This is a genomic window from Massilia sp. CF038 (assembly GCF_900129765.1).
Taxonomy (GTDB): Bacteria; Pseudomonadota; Gammaproteobacteria; order Burkholderiales; family Burkholderiaceae_D; genus Telluria_A.
The window spans coordinates 616,379-637,210 of record NZ_FQWU01000002.1 but is presented as its reverse complement, the minus strand read 5'-3'; the positions used below and the strand labels follow the sequence as shown (position 1 = coordinate 637,210).

At 61.0% G+C, this 20,832-nt stretch carries 20 protein-coding genes; 7 read left to right on the top strand and 13 right to left on the bottom strand.

The window, feature by feature from the left end:
* Positions 1-66 precede the first annotated feature (66 nt).
* From BUC24_RS12985 to BUC24_RS12960, 6 genes are all read right to left on the bottom strand, one after another.
* Positions 67-705: a response regulator transcription factor gene (locus BUC24_RS12985; RefSeq protein WP_073216687.1), complete on the bottom strand. Its 639-nt coding sequence runs from the start codon at positions 703-705 to the stop codon at positions 67-69.
* A gap of 10 nt (positions 706-715) precedes the next feature.
* Positions 716-2,128: an HlyD family type I secretion periplasmic adaptor subunit gene (locus BUC24_RS12980; RefSeq protein ID WP_073216684.1), complete on the bottom strand. Its 1,413-nt coding sequence runs from the start codon at positions 2,126-2,128 to the stop codon at positions 716-718.
* On the bottom strand, positions 2,128-4,347 hold the full coding sequence (locus tag BUC24_RS12975; RefSeq protein ID WP_073216681.1) for a type I secretion system permease/ATPase: 2,220 nt from the start codon (positions 4,345-4,347) through the stop codon (positions 2,128-2,130). The genes BUC24_RS12980 and BUC24_RS12975 overlap by 1 nt, the downstream gene beginning before the upstream one ends.
* Positions 4,348-4,765: 418 nt before the next feature.
* Entirely contained in the window at positions 4,766-7,426 is a 2,661-nt protein-coding gene (locus tag BUC24_RS12970; protein ID WP_229448198.1) for a bifunctional diguanylate cyclase/phosphodiesterase, read from the bottom strand.
* Positions 7,427-7,497: 71 nt separating this feature from the next.
* Positions 7,498-7,908 (bottom strand): type 2 periplasmic-binding domain-containing protein, encoded by a 411-nt coding sequence (locus tag BUC24_RS12965; protein WP_229448195.1) that lies wholly within the window; start codon positions 7,906-7,908, stop codon positions 7,498-7,500.
* A gap of 34 nt (positions 7,909-7,942) precedes the next feature.
* Entirely contained in the window at positions 7,943-9,208 is a 1,266-nt protein-coding gene (locus tag BUC24_RS12960; protein ID WP_073216672.1) for a porin, read from the bottom strand.
* 286 nt (positions 9,209-9,494) lie between these two features.
* Between BUC24_RS12960 and BUC24_RS12955 the strand changes: the two genes are divergently transcribed.
* A complete protein-coding gene (locus BUC24_RS12955) occupies positions 9,495-10,862 on the top strand; it encodes a family 43 glycosylhydrolase (protein ID WP_073216669.1) in 1,368 nt (455 codons plus the stop codon).
* 3 nt (positions 10,863-10,865) lie between these two features.
* On the opposite strand, the gene BUC24_RS12950 is transcribed toward BUC24_RS12955, so the two are convergent.
* Positions 10,866-11,372 carry a YgjP-like metallopeptidase domain-containing protein gene (locus BUC24_RS12950; protein WP_073216665.1) on the bottom strand — a complete coding sequence of 169 codons (507 nt, stop codon included), beginning with the start codon at positions 11,370-11,372 and terminating at the stop codon, positions 10,866-10,868.
* Positions 11,373-11,435: 63 nt separating this feature from the next.
* Between BUC24_RS12950 and BUC24_RS12945 the strand changes: the two genes are divergently transcribed.
* Together BUC24_RS12945 and BUC24_RS12940 are read left to right on the top strand one after the other, a co-directional pair.
* Entirely contained in the window at positions 11,436-12,176 is a 741-nt protein-coding gene (locus tag BUC24_RS12945) for a helix-turn-helix transcriptional regulator (RefSeq protein WP_073216662.1), read from the top strand.
* 330 nt (positions 12,177-12,506) lie between these two features.
* Positions 12,507-13,637, top strand: a complete 1,131-nt coding sequence (locus BUC24_RS12940) for a hypothetical protein (RefSeq protein ID WP_073216659.1) — start codon at positions 12,507-12,509, stop codon at positions 13,635-13,637.
* 13 nt (positions 13,638-13,650) lie between these two features.
* On the opposite strand, the gene BUC24_RS12935 is transcribed toward BUC24_RS12940, so the two are convergent.
* From BUC24_RS12935 to BUC24_RS12910, 6 genes are all read right to left on the bottom strand, one after another.
* On the bottom strand, positions 13,651-14,319 hold the full coding sequence (locus BUC24_RS12935; protein WP_073216656.1) for an ion channel: 669 nt from the start codon (positions 14,317-14,319) through the stop codon (positions 13,651-13,653).
* A gap of 16 nt (positions 14,320-14,335) precedes the next feature.
* Positions 14,336-15,424, bottom strand: coding sequence for a suppressor of fused domain protein (locus BUC24_RS12930; protein WP_073216654.1), 1,089 nt, complete (start codon positions 15,422-15,424; stop codon positions 14,336-14,338).
* A 250-nt stretch (positions 15,425-15,674) separates the two neighbouring features.
* On the bottom strand, positions 15,675-16,022 hold the full coding sequence (locus BUC24_RS12925; protein ID WP_073216651.1) for a KGG domain-containing protein: 348 nt from the start codon (positions 16,020-16,022) through the stop codon (positions 15,675-15,677).
* An 84-nt stretch (positions 16,023-16,106) separates the two neighbouring features.
* A complete protein-coding gene (locus BUC24_RS12920) occupies positions 16,107-16,661 on the bottom strand; it encodes a hemerythrin domain-containing protein (RefSeq protein WP_073216648.1) in 555 nt (184 codons plus the stop codon).
* Positions 16,662-16,673: 12 nt separating this feature from the next.
* A complete protein-coding gene (locus tag BUC24_RS12915) occupies positions 16,674-17,078 on the bottom strand; it encodes a phasin family protein (protein WP_073216645.1) in 405 nt (134 codons plus the stop codon).
* A gap of 203 nt (positions 17,079-17,281) precedes the next feature.
* On the bottom strand, positions 17,282-18,319 hold the full coding sequence (locus BUC24_RS12910; RefSeq protein ID WP_073216642.1) for an NADP-dependent oxidoreductase: 1,038 nt from the start codon (positions 18,317-18,319) through the stop codon (positions 17,282-17,284).
* 140 nt (positions 18,320-18,459) lie between these two features.
* On the opposite strand from BUC24_RS12910, the gene purU reads away from it, so the two are divergent.
* Genes purU through BUC24_RS12890 form a run of 4 tightly spaced genes read left to right on the top strand, consistent with a single transcriptional unit; the run spans position 18,460 to position 20,756 of the window.
* Complete coding sequence (purU, locus tag BUC24_RS12905) at positions 18,460-19,329, top strand: formyltetrahydrofolate deformylase (RefSeq protein WP_073216640.1); 870 nt, start codon at positions 18,460-18,462, stop codon at positions 19,327-19,329.
* Between the two features lie 18 nt (positions 19,330-19,347).
* Entirely contained in the window at positions 19,348-19,890 is a 543-nt protein-coding gene (locus BUC24_RS12900) for a YaeQ family protein (protein WP_073216637.1), read from the top strand.
* A gap of 15 nt (positions 19,891-19,905) precedes the next feature.
* Positions 19,906-20,370, top strand: coding sequence for a copper chaperone PCu(A)C (locus BUC24_RS12895; RefSeq protein ID WP_073216634.1), 465 nt, complete (start codon positions 19,906-19,908; stop codon positions 20,368-20,370).
* Complete coding sequence (locus BUC24_RS12890; protein ID WP_307188463.1) at positions 20,367-20,756, top strand: DUF2946 domain-containing protein; 390 nt, start codon at positions 20,367-20,369, stop codon at positions 20,754-20,756. Before BUC24_RS12895 ends, BUC24_RS12890 begins: the two co-directional genes overlap by 4 nt.
* Positions 20,757-20,832 lie beyond the last annotated feature (76 nt).

Below are 20,832 nucleotides of genomic sequence, written 5' to 3'. Positions count from 1 at the left end.
TCCGACTTTACACAATTGACTTACGGAAAGGCAGTGTACCGAGGTACAGTGGTGCAACAAAAATAGCTAATTAGCAACTTCAACAGCAGGGTGACGTTCGCTGGCCAGCAAGGCCAGCTGGAGGCGGTCGCGCAGGCCCAGTTTTTCAAGAATGCCCGCCATGTGCATCTTGACGGTACGCTCGGTGATCATCAGCTGGCGCGCGATCTCCTTGTAGCGGGTACCGGCGGCAGCCAGTTCGGCCACTTCGACTTCGCGCGGGGTCAGCTTGAGGCGCCAGTCCGGACGGGCAGCCGCTTCCGGCACCCGGATCAGGTGCTGAACCGAGAGGATCCGGTGCATCAGCGTTTCACCGATCCACAGGCCGCCCTGGCTGACGACCGAGGCGATCTTCGACAATACGTCGGCACCTGCGTGGCTGTTGCAGTAGCCACGCGCCTGGGCCGACAGCGCCGCCAGGGCTTCATCATCCTGCGGCAGGTCGCTCATCACCACGATGGGCAGGGTGCCGCAGCGCGCGCGCACGGCATTGACCTGCATGTCGAGGGGCAGGTCCTGGTCCAGGCGCAGCCACAGCACGGCCGTGGGCAGGGCGCTGGAAGCCAGCTGGCGTGTGCCGGTGCTGCGCGCGGCGGGGAAGGCTTCGCTCCACGCAGGCAGCATGGTCCCGGTTGGCGATACGAAGAGATGGTCAAATGCAGTCATGGCCGTCTCCTTAGCGCTCGGTCAGTGCCGATGCCTTGGCCCTGAGTACTGGTTTAAGCAGATACGACAAAATCGTTTTCTTCCCCGTGATGATGTCCACTTCCGCGACCATGCCGGGAATGATGGGCAGATTGCCGGAAAGGGAAGTCTTGTCGGTTGCGACGCGCACTGTATAGAAGGTGTTCCCGCGCTCGTCGGTGACCGAGTCGGCGCCAATGTGCTCCACGCTGGCGGTCAGGCCGCCGTAGATGGAAAAATCGTAAGCGGTGAATTTGACGATGGCGCGCTGGCCAGGTTTAAGGAAGGCGATGTCGCGCGGGGCGACCTTCGCTTCGAGCAGAAGACGGCCTTCCAGCGGGACGATTTCGACCACGTCGCGCCCCGGCTGGACCACGCCGCCGACGGTATTGACCAGCAAGCGCTTGATGGTGCCCTTCACTGGCGAGCGCAGGGACGATTGCTTGACGCGGTCAGCCAGGCCGGTGCCGCTCTGGACGAGCGAGTTGAGCTTGGCCATGGTTTCCGAATACTCCTTGCTGGCCGTGTTGCGGAAACTGAGTTCGACTTCCTGGATCTTGCGCGAGGACTCGGAAATGGCGGACTGCACACGCGCGATCTGCGAAGCGGCGATATCGCGCTCGCCGCGAAAACGAGCCACATCGCGTTCAAGGCGCAGCAGCTCGACTTCCGACACGGCGCCGGAGCTGAGCAGAGGCTTGGTGACAGCCAGTTCGCGCGAGGTGGATTCGAATGCCTGTGCGGCCTGACGCTGTTTGGCGCTGGCTTCGTTGAGCTCCTGCGAGCGCTGGTTGAGCTGCTGGCGCGCGATCTGGAGCTGGGCGTTCAGTTCCGAGGTGGCGGTCTCGTACAGGCGGCGTTCTTCTTCCACCGTGCGCGGATCCTCCGCCAGGGCTTCGGGCGGAGGCACGAACGGTTTTTCTTCGCCGATGGCGCGCAGGCGCGCAGCCTTGGCCAGCAGCGACAGGTATTGGGAGCGGTTTTCACGCACGGACGACTCGAAACGGGTCGAATCGACCTGCAGCAAGACCTGGCCCTCGGCCACGGTATCGCCTTCCTGTACCTCGATCTTGGAGACGATGCCGCCGTCCAGGCTTTGCAGCACTTGCAGCTGGCGCGAAGGAATGACCTTGGCATCGCCACGGGTGATTTCGTCGACGTCGACGATCGCCGCCCAGATCAGAAACAGCACCACCGAACCGGTCAGGGCATAACCGAGCACGCGTGCGCGCAGCGGCTCCTGGCGGATGATGATGCTGTCCGCGTCCTGCATGAAGTCGGTCTCGGTCAGCGTGGTGCTGTCTTTCCAGCGCGTGAGCCAGTGCGCGGTGCCCTTGTCGACCCGGACCCGGATCGCTTCCAGCAGGCGCAGGGAGGCGAACCAGAACTTTTTCAGCTTCTGCATTACTTGGCCCTCCCGATCTGGCCGGCCTGCAGCGCCTTCATGATCTGTTCCTTGGGACCGTCGGCGACAACCTGGCCGTCATCCATGACGATGATGCGGTCAGCCAGATCCATCAGGCTGGAACGGTGGGTGACGATGATGACCGTCTTGTGTTCAGCGTAGCTCTTGATGCGCTGTTTGAACTGGTTTTCGGACGGGTAGTCCATGGCGCTGGTCGGCTCGTCCAGCAGCAGCACGGGCGGGTCGAGCAGGACTGCGCGCGCAATGGCCACGCTCTGGCGCTGGCCGCCGGAGAGCGATTCACCACGCTCGCGGATCAGCATGTCGAAGCCTTCCGGATGGCGGTTGACGAACTCGGTCAGGCCGGCCAGTTCTGCCGCAGCGACGACAGCGCGGTCGTCGGCATAGGGGGCGCGAATGGCGATATTGTCACGCAGCGAACCATAAAACAGCAGCGAATCCTGTTCCACATAGCCGAGCGAGCGGCGCAGGTCGGCCGGGTCGAGCTGGCGCAGGTCAACGCCGTCGAGCGTGACAGCGCCCTTGGTTGGGGCATACAGGCCGAGGATCAGCTTTTGCAGGGTCGATTTGCCCGACCCAATGCGGCCGATGATGACCACGCGTTCGCCCGGGCGAATCCGGAAGCTGATGCCGCGCAGTGCTTCCTCGGGACGGTCCGGATAGCTGAAGTGGACGTTGTTGAATTCAATTTCGCCGCGAATTTCGGGGCGGTGCACAAACGCGCTTTCGTCGCTGCGTTCGCTCGGCGTGGCCATCACGTTTTCCAGCGCCTTGAGCGAATTTTTCGCGCCTTCGAACTGCAGCAGGAGGCCGACCATCTGGCCCAGCGGCTGCATGGCGCGGCCCGACAGCATGGTGGCCGCAATCAGGCCGCCCATCGACATCATTTTCTCGTGGATCAGGTAGACGCCAGCCAGTACCACGCACACGTTGACCAGTTGCGTCAGGAAGGCGGCGCCATTCATGCTGGAAGACGACAGCAGCTTCAGTTCGCCGGAAACGCGGGCCAGGAAGGCGGTCGACTTTTCCCAGCGTGCCTGCATCTGGCTTTCGGCGCCGTGCGCCTTGATCGTTTCCAGTGCCGTCAGGCTTTCGATCATGGTGGCGTTGCGCAGGGCGGCGGCGCGGAAGGTCGTCTCCGACAGTTCGCGCATCTTGTACTGCACCAGATAGCTGTAGATGATCACGATGAGCATGCCCAGCATCGGGATGAACACCAGCGGCCACGAAATCCAGGCCAGCACCAGCAGGAACAGCAGGGCAAAGGGCAGGTCAATCAGGGTGGTGACGGTGGCCGAGGCGATAAAGTCGCGCACCGTTTCGAACGAGCGCAAATTGGCGGCAAAGGCGCCCACCGAAGCGGGGCGGTGGGCCATGCGCATGCCCAGCACGCGCTCCATGATCATGCCCGACAGCTTGATGTCCACGCGCGAGCTGGCCATATCCACAAAGTGGCCGCGCAGCAGACGCACCATATAGTCCATCACCAGGGTAATCACGATCCCGCCGGCGAATACCCACAGCGTGGCTTCGGCAAAGTTCGGTACCACCCGATCGTACACGTTCATGGTAAACACCGGCATGGCCAGGCCGAACAGATTGATCAGCAAGGCCGAGGCGAGGATGTCGCGGAAGATGGGACGCTGTTCCAGGATCGTGCCCCAGAACCAGTGGCGCTGCGGTACTTCGACCAGGGGCGGGGTGCGCTGGTCGAAACGGAAGTGGGGGCGCGAAAAGATCGCAATGCCCGTGTAGCGCTCGGCCAGTTCTTCTCGCGTGAGGACCACGCCGCCCTGACCGCCGTCCGGCAGCAGGATCTGGGCCTTGCCTTCCTCGTTCCAGCCCAGCAGAACGCAGGCCTCGTTATTTTTCAACAGCAGGATCACCGGCAGCAGGGCCGCATCGATCTTGTGCAAGGCACGCCGCACCACCTTGCTCGAAAAGCCGGCATGCGCGGCCGCGCGCGAGAACAGCGACGGCGTGAGGCCTTCCTTCGGCAATGGCAAACCAGCGCCAAGAGCAGCGCGGGTACTGGGGCGGCCGTGAATACGGGTCAGTTCAACCAGGCAGTCGAGCAGGGGATCGGGGTGCAGCAAGTCTTCGCGGATACCGGTATCAGGGTCGCTTTTACGCGCGCTGGATTGCGCGCTTTGCGCTGGCGGTGGATCGAGGCGAGTCGGCTGCGTCGTTTCTGTCATATCGTGAGCACCAAAGCGTCCATGCTTTGCCCAGGGGCGACGGGGTACACACATCGGCCGCCCGGATTGGCAGGACAGAGTTCATCGGGACAATGCGATCCTGCACTCAAGTTAAATCAAAAACCGAAATTGTTAAATAACTTTTTGTGCAGGAGTAAGTGCGCTGCGTCCCAGTTGCTTGGGGCATATGCTTTCAGAATTGAAATCGGGGTGTTCAGACGTGGTCGGGGTCTGCACCGCTCCGGTAAGGGAGATAATTTCATGCTGGCAATTTATTTGCCCATTCTACACGAACTCAAAAGAATGGATCAGTCCGATTCCTGAGAGCATTAGAATGGCGTACGGCAATACGTTGTTTTGCCGCAACTTGTATTGACGACATCTACCGGCAGGCCGTGAGATTATCAATTTGACATCATCAGGCGAGCAAACGCACCCCGCTGACGGCACCATCTTCCATGCCTTCGCGTTTCGCGTCCGACAGCATGCGCGCCTGTTCTTCCAGCAGCGAGTGGATGCGGCTGGCGGGGACAGGGGCGCTGAACAGGTAGCCCTGCATCTCGTCGCAGTCGTTATCGCGTAAAAAACTGCACTGCTGCTCGGTTTCCACGCCCTCGGCAATCACGCGCAGATTAAGTTTGTGGCCCAGCGAGATCACGGCCATGGCAATGGCCTGGTCGTCCGGATTGTCGGCCAGCTCGCTGACGAAGGATTTGTCGATCTTGAGGCGCTTGATGGGGAAGGACTTGAGGGCGGACAGGCTCGAATAGCCGGTGCCGAAATCGTCAATCGACAGGGCCACGCCCATGGCTTCCAGTTCGCGCATGCGTTCGACCGACTGCGCCAGGTCGCGCATGATCAGGCTTTCGGTCACCTCAACTTCCAGGCAGGCCGGATCGAGGCCGCTTTGTTCCAGAGCCAGCGCAACGCGCTCGACCAGGCGCTTTTCCTCGAACTGGCGCGGCGACACGTTGACCGAGATCGTGATCGGGGCCAGGCCCGCGTCCTGCCAGGCCTTGTTCTGGCGGCAGGCAGTGAGCAGGACCCACTCCCCAATGGCCACAATCAGGCCGCTTTCCTCGGCCAGGCTGATGAAGCGCAGGGGCGAGATGATGCCTTGTTCGGGATGCTGCCAGCGAATCAGGGACTCGACGCCGATGATCAGGCCCGTGCGCAAGTCGACCTTGGGCTGGTACAGCAGGTGGAACTGGCCTTCGTCGAGCGCGCTGCGCAAGCCTTCCAGCATGACCAGTTTGGTCTCGACCGACGCATTCATTTCGCGCGTGTAGAACTGGAAGACATTCTTGCCCATTTCCTTGGCGCGGTACATGGCCGCGTCGGCATTCATCATCAGCGTATTCGGGTCGCCGCCGTCGCGCGGGTACATCACCACGCCCATGCTGCAGCTGACCTGTACTTCCTGGCCGTCCAGCAGGACCGGCTCGTGCACGGCCTGGCGGATTTTTTCAAGAATGGGCGCCAGCGTCATGGGATTGTCCGACTGGTCGGCCAGGATGACCACGAATTCGTCGCCGCCAAAGCGGCCCAGGGTGTCTTCGCGGCGCAGGCATTCCTGCATGCGGCGGCCGACCACCTTGAGCAGCTCGTCGCCGGCGTTGTGGCCCAGACCATCGTTGACCAGCTTGAAGCCATCAAGGTCGATGAACGCCACCGCCACACTGCGCTCGCGGCGCTGGGCGTGCAGAATGGCCTGGTCGAGCCGGTCGCGGATCAGGCTGCGGTTGGGCAAACCGGTCAGGTCGTCGTGGTGGGCGATGTGGCGGATCTGCTGCTCGGTGACCTTGCGCTCGGTGATGTCGCGCACGATCGCCACGATACCGCCTTCCACCGCTACCACCTGGCGGTGCAGCCACTGTTCGTACTTGGGATTTTCGCTCGCTTGCCATTCCGCTTCATGCACGCCGCCGACCAGCGTGACCTTGACCAGGTCTTCGAAGATCCCATTGGTCAGATACGCTGGCAGGATGTCGGATACGTTTTTGCCGCGCAGTTCGCGCTTGCTCAGGCGGGCCAGCTTTTCGGCGCGCGAATTGGTGGCCTCGATCACGAAATCGGTGATCTGGCCTTGGGGACCGGTCACGCTGCGCAGCACGAAGAAGGCATCCAGGCTCGCTTCCGAAGCAGCCGCGTAGGTTTCCTGCGCACGGCGGATGCGGCGCCTGGTGCGCGTCATCTGCCATGACCACAGGCCGACCAGGGACACAATGATGACCAGCAGCGCGCTGCTGCCACCGGCAATGAGTACGTAATTGCGCTTTTGCTGCTCGAACGGCGCCATTTGCTCATTCTCGGCCAGGCCGACCATGGCGCTGAGCGAAAAGCCGTGCAGACGGCGCGTGCTGGTGTAGCGTCGCACGCCGTCCCAGGCATTGACCGTCAGCGCCCCATTGCCTGCAGCTTGGGTCAATGAGGCCGCGCTCTCTCCCCAGCTGACCTTGTCGCCGGTGCGCAGTGCATGGAAGGTCAGGCCGGCGCCATACAGGCCAAGCGCGCCGGAGTCGCCCTGGCGCGTGTGCTCGTAGCCGCTGGTGAAGTAGGCCGGATCGACTTCCACGATGACCACACCGGCGAACTGGCCGGCGCTGTCGTTCAGGCGGCGCGTGAAGTGCAGATGCCATTCCGGGTTTGCCGCATCGCGCAGGGTCTCGCTGACGAAGGGGTTGTCAGTGTCGTTAGTACGGTGATACGTGAAGTAGGACTGCATCGACACATCGATGAAGGGCGCGGCTGGATTGCTGGCCACGATCATGCCGTGCCGGTCGGCGATGCTGACCACAAATACCAGACCCGATGGCAGCAAGCCTTGCTGGTTAAGCGCAGGCAGGGCACCGGCCGCGCCTTTTAGTTCGACAGCGTATTTGAGCACGCGCAGCGTCTGGTCAATGCCACCCAGGTTGCGCTGGACTTGCGCTTCGTAGGTATCGAGCAGTTCGCGGCTGGAGTTTTGGGCCGCGTGTTGGGCTGCAACGCGTTCTACCTCAATGAAATGCGCGGTGCTGGTCCAGATCACGATCAGCAGCACGGCCGCAAACAGCGGCAGCGAAATATGCGTTTCCATCCCGTGTCCCAGCCAGCGCTGTAGGCGCTTGGCTTTGGGTACGGACTTCGCTGGCGTCGTCATGGCAAGGATTAATGGATCACAAGGACGGCCTTGACGCTGGCGTCGAGGGCGTTCTTGTCGATGTAACCGATCAGGGCGGGGTTATCGGCCACCATTTTGCGCACGCTGGCGGCGTTGCCGACTTCGCGCGGCGGCTGGCCACGTCCCGTGAAGATCATCTTGGTCCAGTAGGCCTTGACCAGAGGGCGTGTTTTGGAGGCGACCTTGGAATAGAACTCGTCGCGTTCCGGTGAGCCGATACCCTGGTCAAGGGCAACGGCCTCGCCGCCGCCAGGGAAGCTGGCGACCTGTCCCAGGAAGATGTCGGCCACCTGTTCCTGGCGCAGGGCGGTAACCGGGTTTTTCGCGGAAACGATGACCACCAGTTCGCCGGCGGCGCTGGCCTGGCCGATGGCCGTGGCGCACAAGAGACCTGTCATTAAGCGGAGCAAGGAGAAGCGCATGGCAGGCTCCTTAGAACACGAAATCGAGCACGGCGCTCGTAACGTGGACGGCGCGGCCCGACTCAAAGCCCGGCTGCAGATTGATCAACGTACCGCGCGAGCCATCACGCGGCATGACGCGGTCGTACTGGACCTTGAGCGCCATGTCGGCGCGCAGGTCCCAGCGCACACCGGCGCTGACACTGGTCTGGTTGGCGATGGTTTTAAGCAGCGTGGCCAGGCCGCCGTTCAACTGCGCGGCTGCTGCGGCATATGGCGGCGGCAGACCGGTCAGGGGCAGGGCAGGGGTGTTTGCCGGCGCATGTGAATCGACGCGCGAGTAGGCCAGATAGGGCGTGAAGTCGCCAGCGCGGTAACCGCTGCTGACGTACACCCCGGACGACTTGGACAGGAAGGAGTGACCGTTGGTGGTGCCGCCTTCGGCCATCAAAAACCACTGGCCGGGGTCGTAATTGACGCCACCGGCGACGATCGTGTAGCGCTTGTCGATTACGTCAAAGCGGTCGGCAATGGCCACACCGGCAGGGCCGAACTGGCGGAAGCCATCGAACAGCGGGCGCGCGATGTCAGTGTCCACGTGCGAGGTAAAGGCGGAGACCCGCACCGTGGTCGGGCCCATTTCGGCGGTGTGGGTCAGACCGAAAATTCCATGCGCCTTGACGCTGGTGATATCGGTCAGCTCAACCTTGGTGCGGCCAGCGAAGAGTTGCGTCGCATGCTTGATGCCGGCCCACTGCCAGCGGTAGGACAGGTCGGCACCATCGCTATTGGTGATCGGGACGCCGCCGTAGACTTCCACCGGCGTGCGTACCCATGGGTAGGCGTAGCCGATCTTGCGGTAGTCGGCCGCCAGAAAAATCGGCAGCGCGATGCGCCCGGCACGCAGTGCCAGATCGGGTGTGGCCTGGTATTTGACATTGGCCCATTCCACCACGGGGGTGTACGACAGGTCAAAGCGCTGCTCCACGACCATCTGCACCACGCCGGACCAGCGGTTGTCGAACTTGACGCCAAGCTGGCCGCCGATGCGGCTGTCCAGTCCAGCCGTCCAGGCTCTCGACCCGCCCGCGCCTTCGCCCTTCAACACGCTGGAAGTGAAATCGGCCTGACGATAATCGGAGTGCACCACGCCCGCGCTGCCGAAACCGCTGAAGGTCCAGGCAGGCATGGCCTCGTCGGCAGCCTGGGCTGCCCCCGCAAGCAGTGTAGCGGCCAGCGCGCAGGCACGCAGCGCGAGTGGGGCGCGAGGAACAGGTCGGGGGGAAAGAAATCGCATTACTTGGATCCGGGGAAACGCTGTGTTGGCAAACCGGCAAAGGACGCGCGGCTTGATTTACATAGGGAAAGAACAGCCTTAACTCTAGCGAGCAGGCGATTTCCTGTCGACAGTTATCCAATTGAACGCTGCAATTGTGGAAACTTTTCGTGCGTGGATGCAACAATCGTAGTCCCGGAGCGATGCCGATTTTGCTATCGATGTCAGAAATAATTTCATTAGTGATTAGCTTGACAAAGTTTTAAGCTATCGCGGCTGCATATAACATCAATACGAATGGAGACATATGATCAAGAATTTACTGGCCGCGTGCTGCATGGTGCTCAGCTGCGCCGCCGCATCGGCAATCACCCTGGCGGGCCTGCAGAACGCGCACGATCCCGGCACCGTCACCAAGGACGGCGATACCTGGTTTAACTTCACGACCGGGAAGGGCATCTGGTATTCGACCTCGAAAGACCTGGTCACGTGGCGTCCCGGCCCGGCGCCGGTGTTCAACACGCCGCCGGCGTGGGTCGCCAACAAGATTCCCAACTTCGGCGGGGACTACTGGGCGCCGGATGTAATTCACATGAACGGCTACTATTATTTGTACTACTCGGTGTCGACCTTTGGCACATCGTCGTCCGCAATTGGCGTGGCGCGTTCGCCATCGTTGCGCAATCCACGCTGGCAGGACCTGGGCAAGGTGGTCGAATCGTTTGGCGGCACTGGCGAGATCAACGCGATCGACCCGGCACTCATGCGCGACCATGACGGCAAGGTCTATCTCTCCTACGGATCCTTCTTTGGCGGGATCGGGCTCGCCGAGATCAATCAGTCGAGCGGCAAGCTGGCCGGCAGCGTAAGCAAAATCCTCGGCGGCGGCTTTGCCGACATCGAAGCGCCCTACATCACGCGCAATGGTGGCTATTACTACCTGTTCGTCAACCGCGGCGCCTGCTGCAAGGGTTCGGCCAGCAGCTACTATGTGGAAGTACAGCGTGCGACCAACATCCGCGGACCGTATTCGGGCACGCGCACCGTACTGCCCAACGTCGAAGGCAATCACAAAGGGCCAGGGCATGTGGGCGTGCTCAAGCAGGACGGCTGCCAGTTCGTCTCGACCCACTACTACGACACCAGTGAAGGTGGAAAGGCCAAGCTGCAGTTCCACAAAATGCAGTACAGCGGTGACTGGCCTGTGCTCTCGAGCGCCTTTGCCAGCTTTGCCAGTTGCGGCGGCGTGAGCGACGGCCTGTACGTGTTCCAGTCTCGCCTGAGCGGTAAAGTGCTGACGGTGGCGGGCGCGGCGCGCACCAATGGGGCCCTGGTCCAGCAGGCACCCGACAGCGGGGCCATGCACCAGTCGTGGTACGTGCTCGGTCACGGCGACGGGAACTACAGCATCATCAACGCAGGCAGTCTGCGTAGCCTGGACAATTACGGTAACTCGACGGTGGCGGGTACCAGCATCGCGCAGTGGGATTACTGGGGTGGGGCGGGCCAGACGTGGCGCTTTGCCAGTCCGGCCGCCGGCGACACTGCTGTTGTCAATGGCCTGAGCGGGATGGTGCTGGATGTGAAGGGCGCCAGCACGGCCGACGGTACGCAGATCATTCAGTACCCGGCCAAAAACGCCAGCAACCAGCAGTGGCGGCTGCAGCGGCGCTGAGATTTACCAGAGCCGTTCAGAGGACAGTTCGAGCTGCGTGAGATACAGGCGCAGATCGAACTCGTATTGATGGTAGTTCGGCTCCATGTAGCAGCACAGCTTGTAGAACGCCTTGTCGTGCTGCTTTTCCTTCACGTGGGCCAGTTCGTGGACCGCGATCATGCGCAGAAATTCAAGTGGCACATCCTTGAACATCGTGGCAACGCGGATCTCGTGTTTGGCTTTGAGCTTGTTACCCTGCACCCGGGAGATCGACGTGTGCAAGCCAAGCGCGTGCTGGATCACATGGATCTTCGAATCGAAACTGACCTTGTTGATCGGCTCCGCATTGCGCAGAAACTCGTTTTTCAGGTCCTGAATGTAGTCGTAAAGTGCCCGGTCGGTGCGGATGGCATGCGCACTGGGATAGCGCTGACGCAGCACATCGGCCAGGCGATCCTGCGCGATCAACTGCGCGACCTGGGCCCGGGTCTGATCGGAGTACGCTCCTAAAAATTTAAGCTCTTGCATGCCGCGCACTCTACCACACCCCGGGATGGGGCATAATCGCTCGATTGTATTGACGGAGTGGCTATGCTCGACGTTGCGGTGGAAGAGTTGTCGCAGTTTGTGCGTTTTGATGCGATGCTGGCCGGTGCCGGCACGCGTGACGCAGATGGTGCGGTCGTTATCACGCAGGTGCTGGGCTGCCACCAGATTGCACCGGCGTTTATCGCCGAGTATCCGGCTGTCGCCGGCGAGGATGTGGTCGGCCAGCTGTTCGCGGCCTATCCGCGCATCGTGCAGACCATTTCGGTGGATGATTACCATGCCCTCAGCGAGCGTGAAACCGGCAGCGTTGCCGGTGGCCGTGCCGGCCGGATGATCGCCAATTATTTGCGCAAGCACGGTTTCGAGCAGCTCATGCTGGCGGGCGTCGATAATTCGTTTGGGCTGGCCTGGATCACGCTGTACCGGCATGACGCCGACGATGCCTTTACGCCGGCCGACGCGGAGTGGGCCAAGCATCTGGTGCCGGGGATTTTGTACCGCTGGCAGCGCGCCAGCTGCCAGCGCCAGGGCGTGGAACTGCCTTCACGCTTGCTGCCGTTGACCACCCGCGAAATGCAGATCGCGATCATGAGCGCGCAGGGGCTGCTGCCCAAGACGATTGCCGACCGACTCGATTTGTCGACCAGTACCGTGCGCGAGGTGATACAGAATATCCGCGCCAGACTGGGCATCAGCGGGCGCAAGATGACGGCGGACGACTTGGAGCGCTATATCGCCGCGCCACCTACGAAGCGCCAGCCGCCGCCGATTGTGTTGCCGTAGACCAAGGCTGACTAAGCCATATCCAATACATCGTCCTCGCGGAGGCGGGGACCCATTCCGCGTTCCCGAAGTCGTTCAGCGTGCTATGGGTCCCCGCATCCGCGAGGACGATGTTGCTTTGCTTAAAGGTGCTGGCGCGGATCGATCTGCCTGTCCATCTTGAACAGCGACAGGCCAGTGGCCAGAAACGGTACCACGCCCCAACTTGCGGCACAGTTTCTCCCCTCATGCATTGCCAGAATGCGACACAAAATCCTGCTTGCATCGAAAGAAATAGCGCAAAAGATGCAACATTGATAGACTGCAAACATTTTTAGCAGGCAATGCGGCATGGATAATTGGTATCTGGACGAAGCGGAGGACGAGGCGCAGGGGATCGATGTCGATCCCGATTTCGACCTGGACACCTTCCTGGCCTGGCGCGCGCCCCGGTATGGCAGCGCCAATCCAACCCGCATGGACAATCCCGTCTGGACCTGGCTGGTGCGTACCCGTCTGTGCGGCTTTCGCGCCAACGAAACTTTCGACGGGCCATCGAGCTTTGAAGTGGGCCCGTGCTGGTCATTTCAGCGCTTCGGCCAGGCGCAGCTGGCGCTGGACGACGGTTCGCTGCTGTTCATCGGCGGTGAGCACGAGGATTACTACGATCCCGATTTTTACATCTACAACGACGTCGTGCTCGTGCGGCCCGACGGCAGCGTGGAGGTGTACGTCTATCCGCGCGAGGTATTTGAACCGACCGATTTTCATTCAGCCACCCGGGTCGGGGACCAGGTCATCATCGTCGGGGCGATGGGGCATGAAGACGCGCGCCGCTTTGGCAGCACGCCGGTCTACCTGCTTTCGCTAACCACGTTTGCGATCACGCGGGTGGTGTGCGGCGGCGCGGCGCCAGGCTGGCTATGCCGCCATGCGGCGCAGCTGTCGACCTGCGGTTCGCGGCTGCTGGTGACGGGCGGCGAGCGCATGCCGGCGGCGCGCATGCACTGGGAAAAAAACCTCGACCAGTGGCAGCTTGACCTGGGCACCTGGGAGTGGCACTGCACGCAGGTGTCAGACTGGCAGCGCTGCATCCTGGCGCCGGTCGACCGCAAACCCAATCATCTGTTCGCGTTTCGTACCGTGATCTGGGAGCAGGAACGCTGGTCCGATTCAGCCGATGCGGCGCTGGCAGCGCTGACCGGACAACTGGGCATGGCCCCCGACCTGGCGCTGTTTGAAGCGCGCTACTGTTTCGATGGTGCGGGAAGGACGCTGGCCTGGACCGAGGAAGATGACTACAACGTGTTTCGTGTTGTGGTCGACGGCATCGTGCTGCGTGTGACCGAAGGTGGCTGTCCGGTGAGCGTGGTGGTCGAGGGGCGCCTGGCGGCAGGGCGGTTCGAAGCGCTGATGGCCAGCCTGGCTGCGACCTTCACACGCCTGACAGGGCGAGTGTGGGCAGTGCAGCAAAGCGCCTGACCAGATAGACGATTTACTTGGGTTTACCCTGCATGGTCAGGCCAATCAAGCGCGCCACCACGCCAGCGAGATAAATCAAACCAGTGAACATTTCTACGCTGGCCACGGCGCGTGCTTGCGGCGTGAGCGGGATCACGTCGCCAATACCGGTCGACGACAGCAGGGCGAAGCTGAGGTAATTGAGCTCGGTCCAGGTGCGCGCGCTGTCGGCGTTGACGGCCGCCGCAAAGGTCCCCGGCTGCAGCGATTGAATCAGAATGAACACGTGCGTGAAGCCCCAGGCGAGCAGGGTGAAGGTGGCGCCCGCGGCGAACAGTTCGTCGGTGGTGGCCTGGTAGTCGTCCATCATGTACGAGATCAGGCTGTAGGCGGCGTGGAAGTAGAACAGTGCCTCCAGCGCCGATGACCATGGCAGCAAATGGCGCATACCCAGCAAAGACTGCAACAGCAGCAGCACCATGATGGTCCCGGCCAGGGTGGCGCTGTACCAGGTTTCGCCTGGCGTCTTGCGCACCATGCGCACCGTGAATCCGAGTACGACCAGACCGAAGGCATTGAATGCCACCAGCCCGGCATGGGTACCTTCGATGAAGGGATACAGCAGCATGCCGCTCAATTGGACGAGCAGCAAAATGGCGGAAGGATGGCGCGCGGTGCGCCGAAACAGCGGGTGAGAAATCATCGTCGGGGGAAAAGGGCTAGCCAATAATATCGACGATCTCTCCTTCTGCGTTACGGATCGTCGTCTGCTTGATGTCCCAGAGTATATTCTGGAACGATGGCAGTTTATACACTCCCTGGCGCTGTTGTAGCAAGGTTGCGAACTCTTTGACCGCAGCTGGCGTGACATACAGGCGCACAACACCGCGACCGATGCGCCAGGAATTGGTTTTGCTGAGCTCGAAATGGATGCGCCATTCCGGTCCGCTCAGGGTGAACGGCTTGCCAAAGCCCAGCCGCAGCGGCAGCAACTGCGCCAGTTGCCCTACCAGATAGGCACCGAGCGTGACGGTGGCAATCGATTGGCGCAGGAAGCGCTTTTGTTCTTCGATCAGCAGCAGATCGGTGAATACGATGCCGCTTGACGAACCATCACGCTGCATGCCGCCGAGCACCTTCGCTTGGATGGCAGGGAAGGACAGGAAGGAGGCGCGCTCGAGATGGGTAATCCACAAGGGCATGTAAGGCAGCATCAGGGTCAGCAGATTGCGCGTGTCCCACTTGGTGGCGGCGACTTCTTCTTCTGCCGTCATGCCGATGACTTGCAGGAACTCCACGCTGCCGTTCGGCGTGTCGATGGCTGGCAGCTCCATGTCGTAGGAGAATCCCATCGCACAGAGCAAGGTTTCCATCCCCAGCGAGATGGGGCCGTTCGCGCTCATGCGGTGGCCGTGCTGGAATCCGTTACCGCTGCGATACACATAGCGGCCGAGATTTTGCAGCATGTGGATAGGCCACATGGGGGGCTCGGTCACCCCGGGCGCAGTGGCCAGGCGGAAGGTCAGCTCAAACCCAAAGCCGCTTTTCCCGTGTTTGCCTTGTTTTGACTGTTGCTCGGAAAAGCCGTAAGTCACGTAATGCCAGTGGGGGATCGGTTCGGCGCGCTGCCAGACGCTGATGCCGGCCAGCGGATCCGGACCACCCAAATGCATGGGGTGTGGATTTTCAAAGTGCTTCGGCTGGCGGCCTTTGTACAGCTGGGCAAGAGTGGTCGTGATCGCATTGCGGCCCACGTCGCCTGCCTGTGGCGCTTGCTCTTGTGCTGCGGTCTGATCCTGCGATTCCATTGTCGTTCCATTACTGGTGCATGCCATTCGCATGTACCGCGTGGCCGGAGAGAAATCTTACCATGAGGATAGGCCGAAAATGGGGTAGTCATCTCCTTATGACATCAAATATTGTCGTACGGATAGAAAATAAAGGCGCTGACGGAGGCTTTTTATTAATCTTTAGGTATGGATGCATATGCAACAGCCGCCGGACGGAATGATATGGCGGCCCCCGCCGCGAACCAGGCAGGGGCGTGCCAACGCTGGCTCATGTGTCGCTTTTGCTGCCTTGGCGCGAACCTTTGCTGGTACCGGCGGCTTCTTTGCTGCTGCGTGCCGCAGACTGGCGACTCTCGCCGCCCTTGCGGCCAATGTCTGCCATGTGCTCGCGGTCGCGGCTGACTGCTTCGCCGCCTTTTTGACCGGCGCGCCTTGCCTCTTCGGAATCGAATTCGTGTGCGGTACCTTTTTGATGCGCAGCCTGGCCGCCCTTGCTGGCGATTTCGCGCTGCTGGTTTTCATCCATTGCTGCGAAGCCGCGCTTGGCCGGCGCACTTTTTTGTGCGTTGCCCGCAGACCCGCCGCTCTTGTTGCCACTGTCTTTGCTTGTCGCCATGTCGATCTCCTGGTGTGGTCCTCGATGTCGGGCCCTTCGTGATGTGCCCGTCATTTAGAGGAAGGTTGAATTGATAAGTTCCGGCTAGTTGGGTGCGCGTGGCGGCCGGCGTGCGCCATTGCGCGGGGCCAGCGCCTCGATGGTGGGTGGCGGTGCGGACAAGTCTTCGTCCAGTTCTTCCTTGCGCGCGCTAAGCTGCTCGCCCAGTTCGTCGAGATCCATGCCGCTGCGGCGCGCGGCAGCGAACATGTCGCGCTCCTCCTTTTCGATGTGGTGGATGACTTCTTCGCCCAGGACAGTGACCGTGGCATCGAAATGGTCGTCGCCGGGGTACATGACTTCGAGCTGGCTGATGAGCTCACGCGCGCCCGCGTGCTCAACGTCGGCTTCGTCCATCATGTCGGTGTCGTCGATGCTGGCGCGTAGCGCCGGGTAGAAGATCTCTTCTTCGATCATGGTGTGCACCGTCAGTTCGTAACAGATTTCGTCAACCAGTTCGGACTTGCGCTCGTCTTCGTCGTCATCGCCTTTTAATTGTTCGAACTCGCGAAACAGGTCTTTGACCTTGTCGTGATCGGCCTTGAGCAGATCGAGCGCGTCGACACTCGATGTACTCTTTTTGTTTCCTTGGGTAGGCATGAGCGCTCCTTGTTAATGACGGGTGCCGGAAGCGGCATCGCTGGCGCCGTCGCCGCGCGTGCTCGCGAACAGGCCTTTGGTGTAGGCGCTGGCTTCGGGAAGCAAAGGTGTGTTGCGGGCCAGGTCGACCTGGGCGCCCGTGAGCATGCGCACCAGCTGCTGCTGGTAATGGCGCAGGTGTTCCCACGCCGGCTGCGCGGCCAGCGCAGCGGCACTGGGGAGCTGAAATGGATTGGAACAGGCCATCAGGCGGCTGGTGGCGTCGAACGAGTCTTCCAGCAGTTGCTGTGCAAAATGCAGATTGAGTTCGCTGAATTTGCGCACGGAGTCGGACGTTTGGCGCGTCAGTTCGGTCATGAAATCGACCTGGGCTTCGAGCCCGGGCTGAAATGGGGTGCGGCTGGACTGGCTAGGCATTGGCTACCTCGATCAAGAATGGCAAGGGGACACCATGGCAGCGATGGTGCGCGTGCTTCAAATGAGCAGGAGGTAGACGGTGCAGCGAAAGCCAAGTTCCAAGAACTTGCGAGGGGCGCGCGCCCGGTCAACAGACACGGGCGGCAAAGCGACATCGTTGCAGAATTGAGGTCTGACCCCGATTCTGCAACAAAGTGGGGGACTTATTCGTCAGCGACTTTGAGGCACAGTTTGCCGAAGTTTTTGCCTTCGAAGAGCATCAGCAGGGCTTCGGGGAAGGTCGAGAGGCCTTCGACGACGTCTTCTTTGCTCTTGAAGGTGCCTTCCTGCATCCATTTGGCCATGGCAGCCACGCCTTTGTGATAGCGGTCGGCGTAGTCGAAGACGACGATGCCTTCCATGCGCGCGCGGTTGACCAGCAGCGACAGGTAGTTGGCCGGCCCTTTCACGGCGGTGGTGTTGTTGTACTGCGAGATGGCGCCGCAGATGACGATGCGCGCGCGCAGGTTGATGCGGGTAAGAACGGTATCGAGAATGTCGCCACCGACGTTGTCGAAGTAGACGTCCACGCCGCCTGGGCAGTGTTCTTTGAGGCCATCCTTGACGGCATTGGGGCCGGCTTTGTAGTCGATGCAGGCGTCAAAGCCCATCTCCTTGACCATGAAGTCGCATTTTTCCTTGCCGCCGGCAATGCCGACCACGCGGCAGCCCATATGCTTGGCGACCTGGCCAACCGTCATGCCCACCGCACCGGCCGCACCCGACACGACCACCGTTTCGCCGGCCTTTGGCTGGCCCGATTCGATCAGGCCAAAGTAACCGGTCATGCCTGGCATGCCCAGGGTGTTGAGCCAGGTGGTCAAGGGCGCCAGGCGCGCATCGATCTTGAAGAAGGCGGCGGTTTTGTCGTTGGCCGCGCCCACCCAGTAGGCTTGCACGCCAATGCCGCCGGACACATGGTCGCCCACGGCAAACTTGTCGGACTTGCTGGCCACCACCACGCCCACGCCGCCGGCGCGCATGGTTTCGCCAATGGCTACCGGGCGAATGTAGGATTTGCCTTCGTTCATCCAGCCGCGCATGGCCGGGTCGAGCGACAGATACAGTGCCTTGACCACGATTTCCCCGTCGGCGATCTCGCGCACAGGCTCGCTCACTTCTTGCCAGTCGCTGCGTTTCGGCATCCCGACAGGGCGGGCGGCAAGGCGGAATTGTTGATTCATCAGGGCGGTCGTGGACATGGAAGGGGTCTCCGTTGAGGTTGTAATCTGCTTACTATACTCCAAATTCGCACGCCCGTGCTTTTTTATGATGAGGCTGTTTTACGCTGCGCGTGCGACAATATAAGGCTGGCATTTTTAACCATCGTCTACCCGCGAACATGACGCATCCCGAATACATTCTGACCCTGTCCTGCCTCGATCAGCGCGGCATTGTGCACCGCGTTTCCGGTTTTTTGGCCGAGCATGGCTGCAACATCATCGACTCGGCCCAGTTTGGCGATGCCGAATCGAAGCTGTTCTTCATGCGCGTGCATTTTGCCCTGGAAGATGCACAGGTAGGCGACGCAGCCTTGCGCGCCGGCTTTGCCGCGCTGTGCAGCAACATGGGCATGCAGGGCCAGTTGCATGACGCGCACGCCAAGCCGCGCGTGATGCTGATGGTGTCGAAGATCGGGCATTGCCTCAACGATCTGCTGTTCCGCTACAAGAGCGGGCTGCTGCCGGTCGAGATTCCGGCCATCGTGTCGAATCACATGGATTTCTATCAGCTGGCTGCCAGTTACAACATTCCTTTCCATCATTTGCCTTTGGCCACAGGTGCGGATGAAGCGACCAAGCTGGCCCAGGAAGCGCGGGTGCTCGACTTGATGGCCACGCACAAGATTGATCTGGTGGTGCTGGCGCGCTACATGCAAATTTTATCGCCCGGCTTGTGCGAGGCAATGCGCGGCAAGGCAATCAATATCCACCATTCATTCTTGCCGAGTTTTAAGGGTGCCAAGCCGTATGCGCAGGCGCACCATCGCGGCGTGAAACTGATTGGCGCCACTGCCCACTTCGTTACCGGCGACCTGGACGAAGGCCCCATCATCGAACAGGATGTGGAGCGCGTGGACCATGCAATGGATGCCGAGACACTGTCGGCGATCGGGCGCGATGTGGAATGCGTGGTGCTGGCGCGCGCAGTGAAATGGTTTGTGGAACATCGTATTTTGCAAAACGGCGACAAGACTGTCGTCTTCAAATAATTCAAGGGCATCGCATCAATGGCACTCAAGGCAACAATCTACAAGGCGGAACTGCAGATTGCGGATATGGACCGCAACTATTATCAGACGCATCTGCTGACGCTTGCGCGTCACCCGTCCGAAACCGACGAGCGGATGATGATTCGCTTGCTGGCGTTCGCGATTCACGCAAGCGATTCGCTGACGTTTACAAAGGGCTTGTTCGATACCGAAGAGCCGGATCTGTGGCAAAAGGACCTGACTGGCGCCATTGAGATATGGATTGAAGTCGGCCAGCCTGACGACAAGCGCCTGATGAAGGCCTGCGGCCGCAGCGAAAAGGTGGTTGTATACAGTTACAGCGCCACCAGCCATATCTGGTTCAAGCAGATTGCCAACAAGCTCGAGCGAGCCAAGCAATTGAGCGTGATTAACATCCCGGCCGACGCCAGCGAGCAGCTGCAGAAAATGGCCAATCGCAACATGCAATTGCAGTGCACGATCCAGGACGGCCAGATCTATCTGACCGACAGCGAATCGACTGTGCTGGTCGAGCGCGAGAATTTTAAAGACGAACGTTAAGCTATAATTCTGGCCATGAAAAAAATCGCGACTGCTTTGATCTTGTTGTCCACGCTGAGCCTGCCAGCAATGGCTGAAGTCAGCGTGACTGCCCCCTGGGTGCGTGCCACGGTGCCTGCGCAGAAAAGCTCGGGCGCCTTCATGCGCGTGCAATCGTCGACCAAGGCACGCCTGGTGGGCGTCAGCTCGCCGGCTGCCGCCCAGGTCGAGTTGCACCAGATGGAAATGAAGGACAACATGATGAAGATGGGGCCGGTCGATGGCATCGATCTGCCAGCCGGGCAGGGCGTCAACCTGGCGTCGGGCGGCTATCACATCATGCTGACGGGCCTCAAGCAACAGCTCAAGGCCGGCGATACCGTCGAGCTGAACCTGCAGGTCGAGTACCCCAGCAAAAAGCGGGAAGTCGTCACCGTCAAGGTGCCGGTCAAGCCGATCAACTTCAGCGCGCCTGAGGGTGCCATGCCTGCCGCACATTGAATTACTTCCGACATCCGGCCCGGTGGCAATTGTGGGTCAGAATCGCGTTTTTCGCGGTTTTGATGAACGCGATCGCCCCGTCGGTGTCTCACCTGGTGGCCAGTGCGCGCGCTGAAGGTGACTTGTTCTCCTCGTCTGTCTGCGTCAGCGATCCTGCGCGCAAGCCGGGTTTCGTGAAAAAAATTGCCGGTAGCATGGCCTTTGGCATGGAGCATTGCGGCTACTGCTTGCCGCACGGCGGCAGCGATATGCTGGTGCCGCGCATGGTTACGGGGCTTGGCTTGTCGGCCAACCACGGCCTGCGGCCTTACCTGTTCTACCGTTCTCCCAAGCCATTACTGGCACTCACTGCTGCGCCTCCGCGCGGCCCACCCTCTTTGGCATGACCTTGTGGCGGCACATGTGCCGCCGTTCGCCATTCCGATAAGGTAAGCATGCTGCTTGCCTGTCGGTTCGTCATCG

Coding starts and splice junctions, on each gene's coding strand:
- BUC24_RS12985 (WP_073216687.1), bottom strand. CDS start 705: ATGACTGCATTTGACCATCTCTTCGTATCGCCAACCGGGACCATGCTG.
- BUC24_RS12980 (WP_073216684.1), bottom strand. CDS start 2,128: ATGCAGAAGCTGAAAAAGTTCTGGTTCGCCTCCCTGCGCCTGCTGGAA.
- BUC24_RS12975 (WP_073216681.1), bottom strand. CDS start 4,347: ATGACAGAAACGACGCAGCCGACTCGCCTCGATCCACCGCCAGCGCAA.
- BUC24_RS12970 (WP_229448198.1), bottom strand. CDS start 7,426: ATGGAAACGCATATTTCGCTGCCGCTGTTTGCGGCCGTGCTGCTGATC.
- BUC24_RS12965 (WP_229448195.1), bottom strand. CDS start 7,908: ATGACAGGTCTCTTGTGCGCCACGGCCATCGGCCAGGCCAGCGCCGCC.
- BUC24_RS12960 (WP_073216672.1), bottom strand. CDS start 9,208: ATGCGATTTCTTTCCCCCCGACCTGTTCCTCGCGCCCCACTCGCGCTG.
- BUC24_RS12955 (WP_073216669.1), top strand. CDS start 9,495: ATGATCAAGAATTTACTGGCCGCGTGCTGCATGGTGCTCAGCTGCGCC.
- BUC24_RS12950 (WP_073216665.1), bottom strand. CDS start 11,372: ATGCAAGAGCTTAAATTTTTAGGAGCGTACTCCGATCAGACCCGGGCC.
- BUC24_RS12945 (WP_073216662.1), top strand. CDS start 11,436: ATGCTCGACGTTGCGGTGGAAGAGTTGTCGCAGTTTGTGCGTTTTGAT.
- BUC24_RS12940 (WP_073216659.1), top strand. CDS start 12,507: ATGGATAATTGGTATCTGGACGAAGCGGAGGACGAGGCGCAGGGGATC.
- BUC24_RS12935 (WP_073216656.1), bottom strand. CDS start 14,319: ATGATTTCTCACCCGCTGTTTCGGCGCACCGCGCGCCATCCTTCCGCC.
- BUC24_RS12930 (WP_073216654.1), bottom strand. CDS start 15,424: ATGGAATCGCAGGATCAGACCGCAGCACAAGAGCAAGCGCCACAGGCA.
- BUC24_RS12925 (WP_073216651.1), bottom strand. CDS start 16,022: ATGGCGACAAGCAAAGACAGTGGCAACAAGAGCGGCGGGTCTGCGGGC.
- BUC24_RS12920 (WP_073216648.1), bottom strand. CDS start 16,661: ATGCCTACCCAAGGAAACAAAAAGAGTACATCGAGTGTCGACGCGCTC.
- BUC24_RS12915 (WP_073216645.1), bottom strand. CDS start 17,078: ATGCCTAGCCAGTCCAGCCGCACCCCATTTCAGCCCGGGCTCGAAGCC.
- BUC24_RS12910 (WP_073216642.1), bottom strand. CDS start 18,319: ATGTCCACGACCGCCCTGATGAATCAACAATTCCGCCTTGCCGCCCGC.
- purU (WP_073216640.1), top strand. CDS start 18,460: ATGACGCATCCCGAATACATTCTGACCCTGTCCTGCCTCGATCAGCGC.
- BUC24_RS12900 (WP_073216637.1), top strand. CDS start 19,348: ATGGCACTCAAGGCAACAATCTACAAGGCGGAACTGCAGATTGCGGAT.
- BUC24_RS12895 (WP_073216634.1), top strand. CDS start 19,906: ATGAAAAAAATCGCGACTGCTTTGATCTTGTTGTCCACGCTGAGCCTG.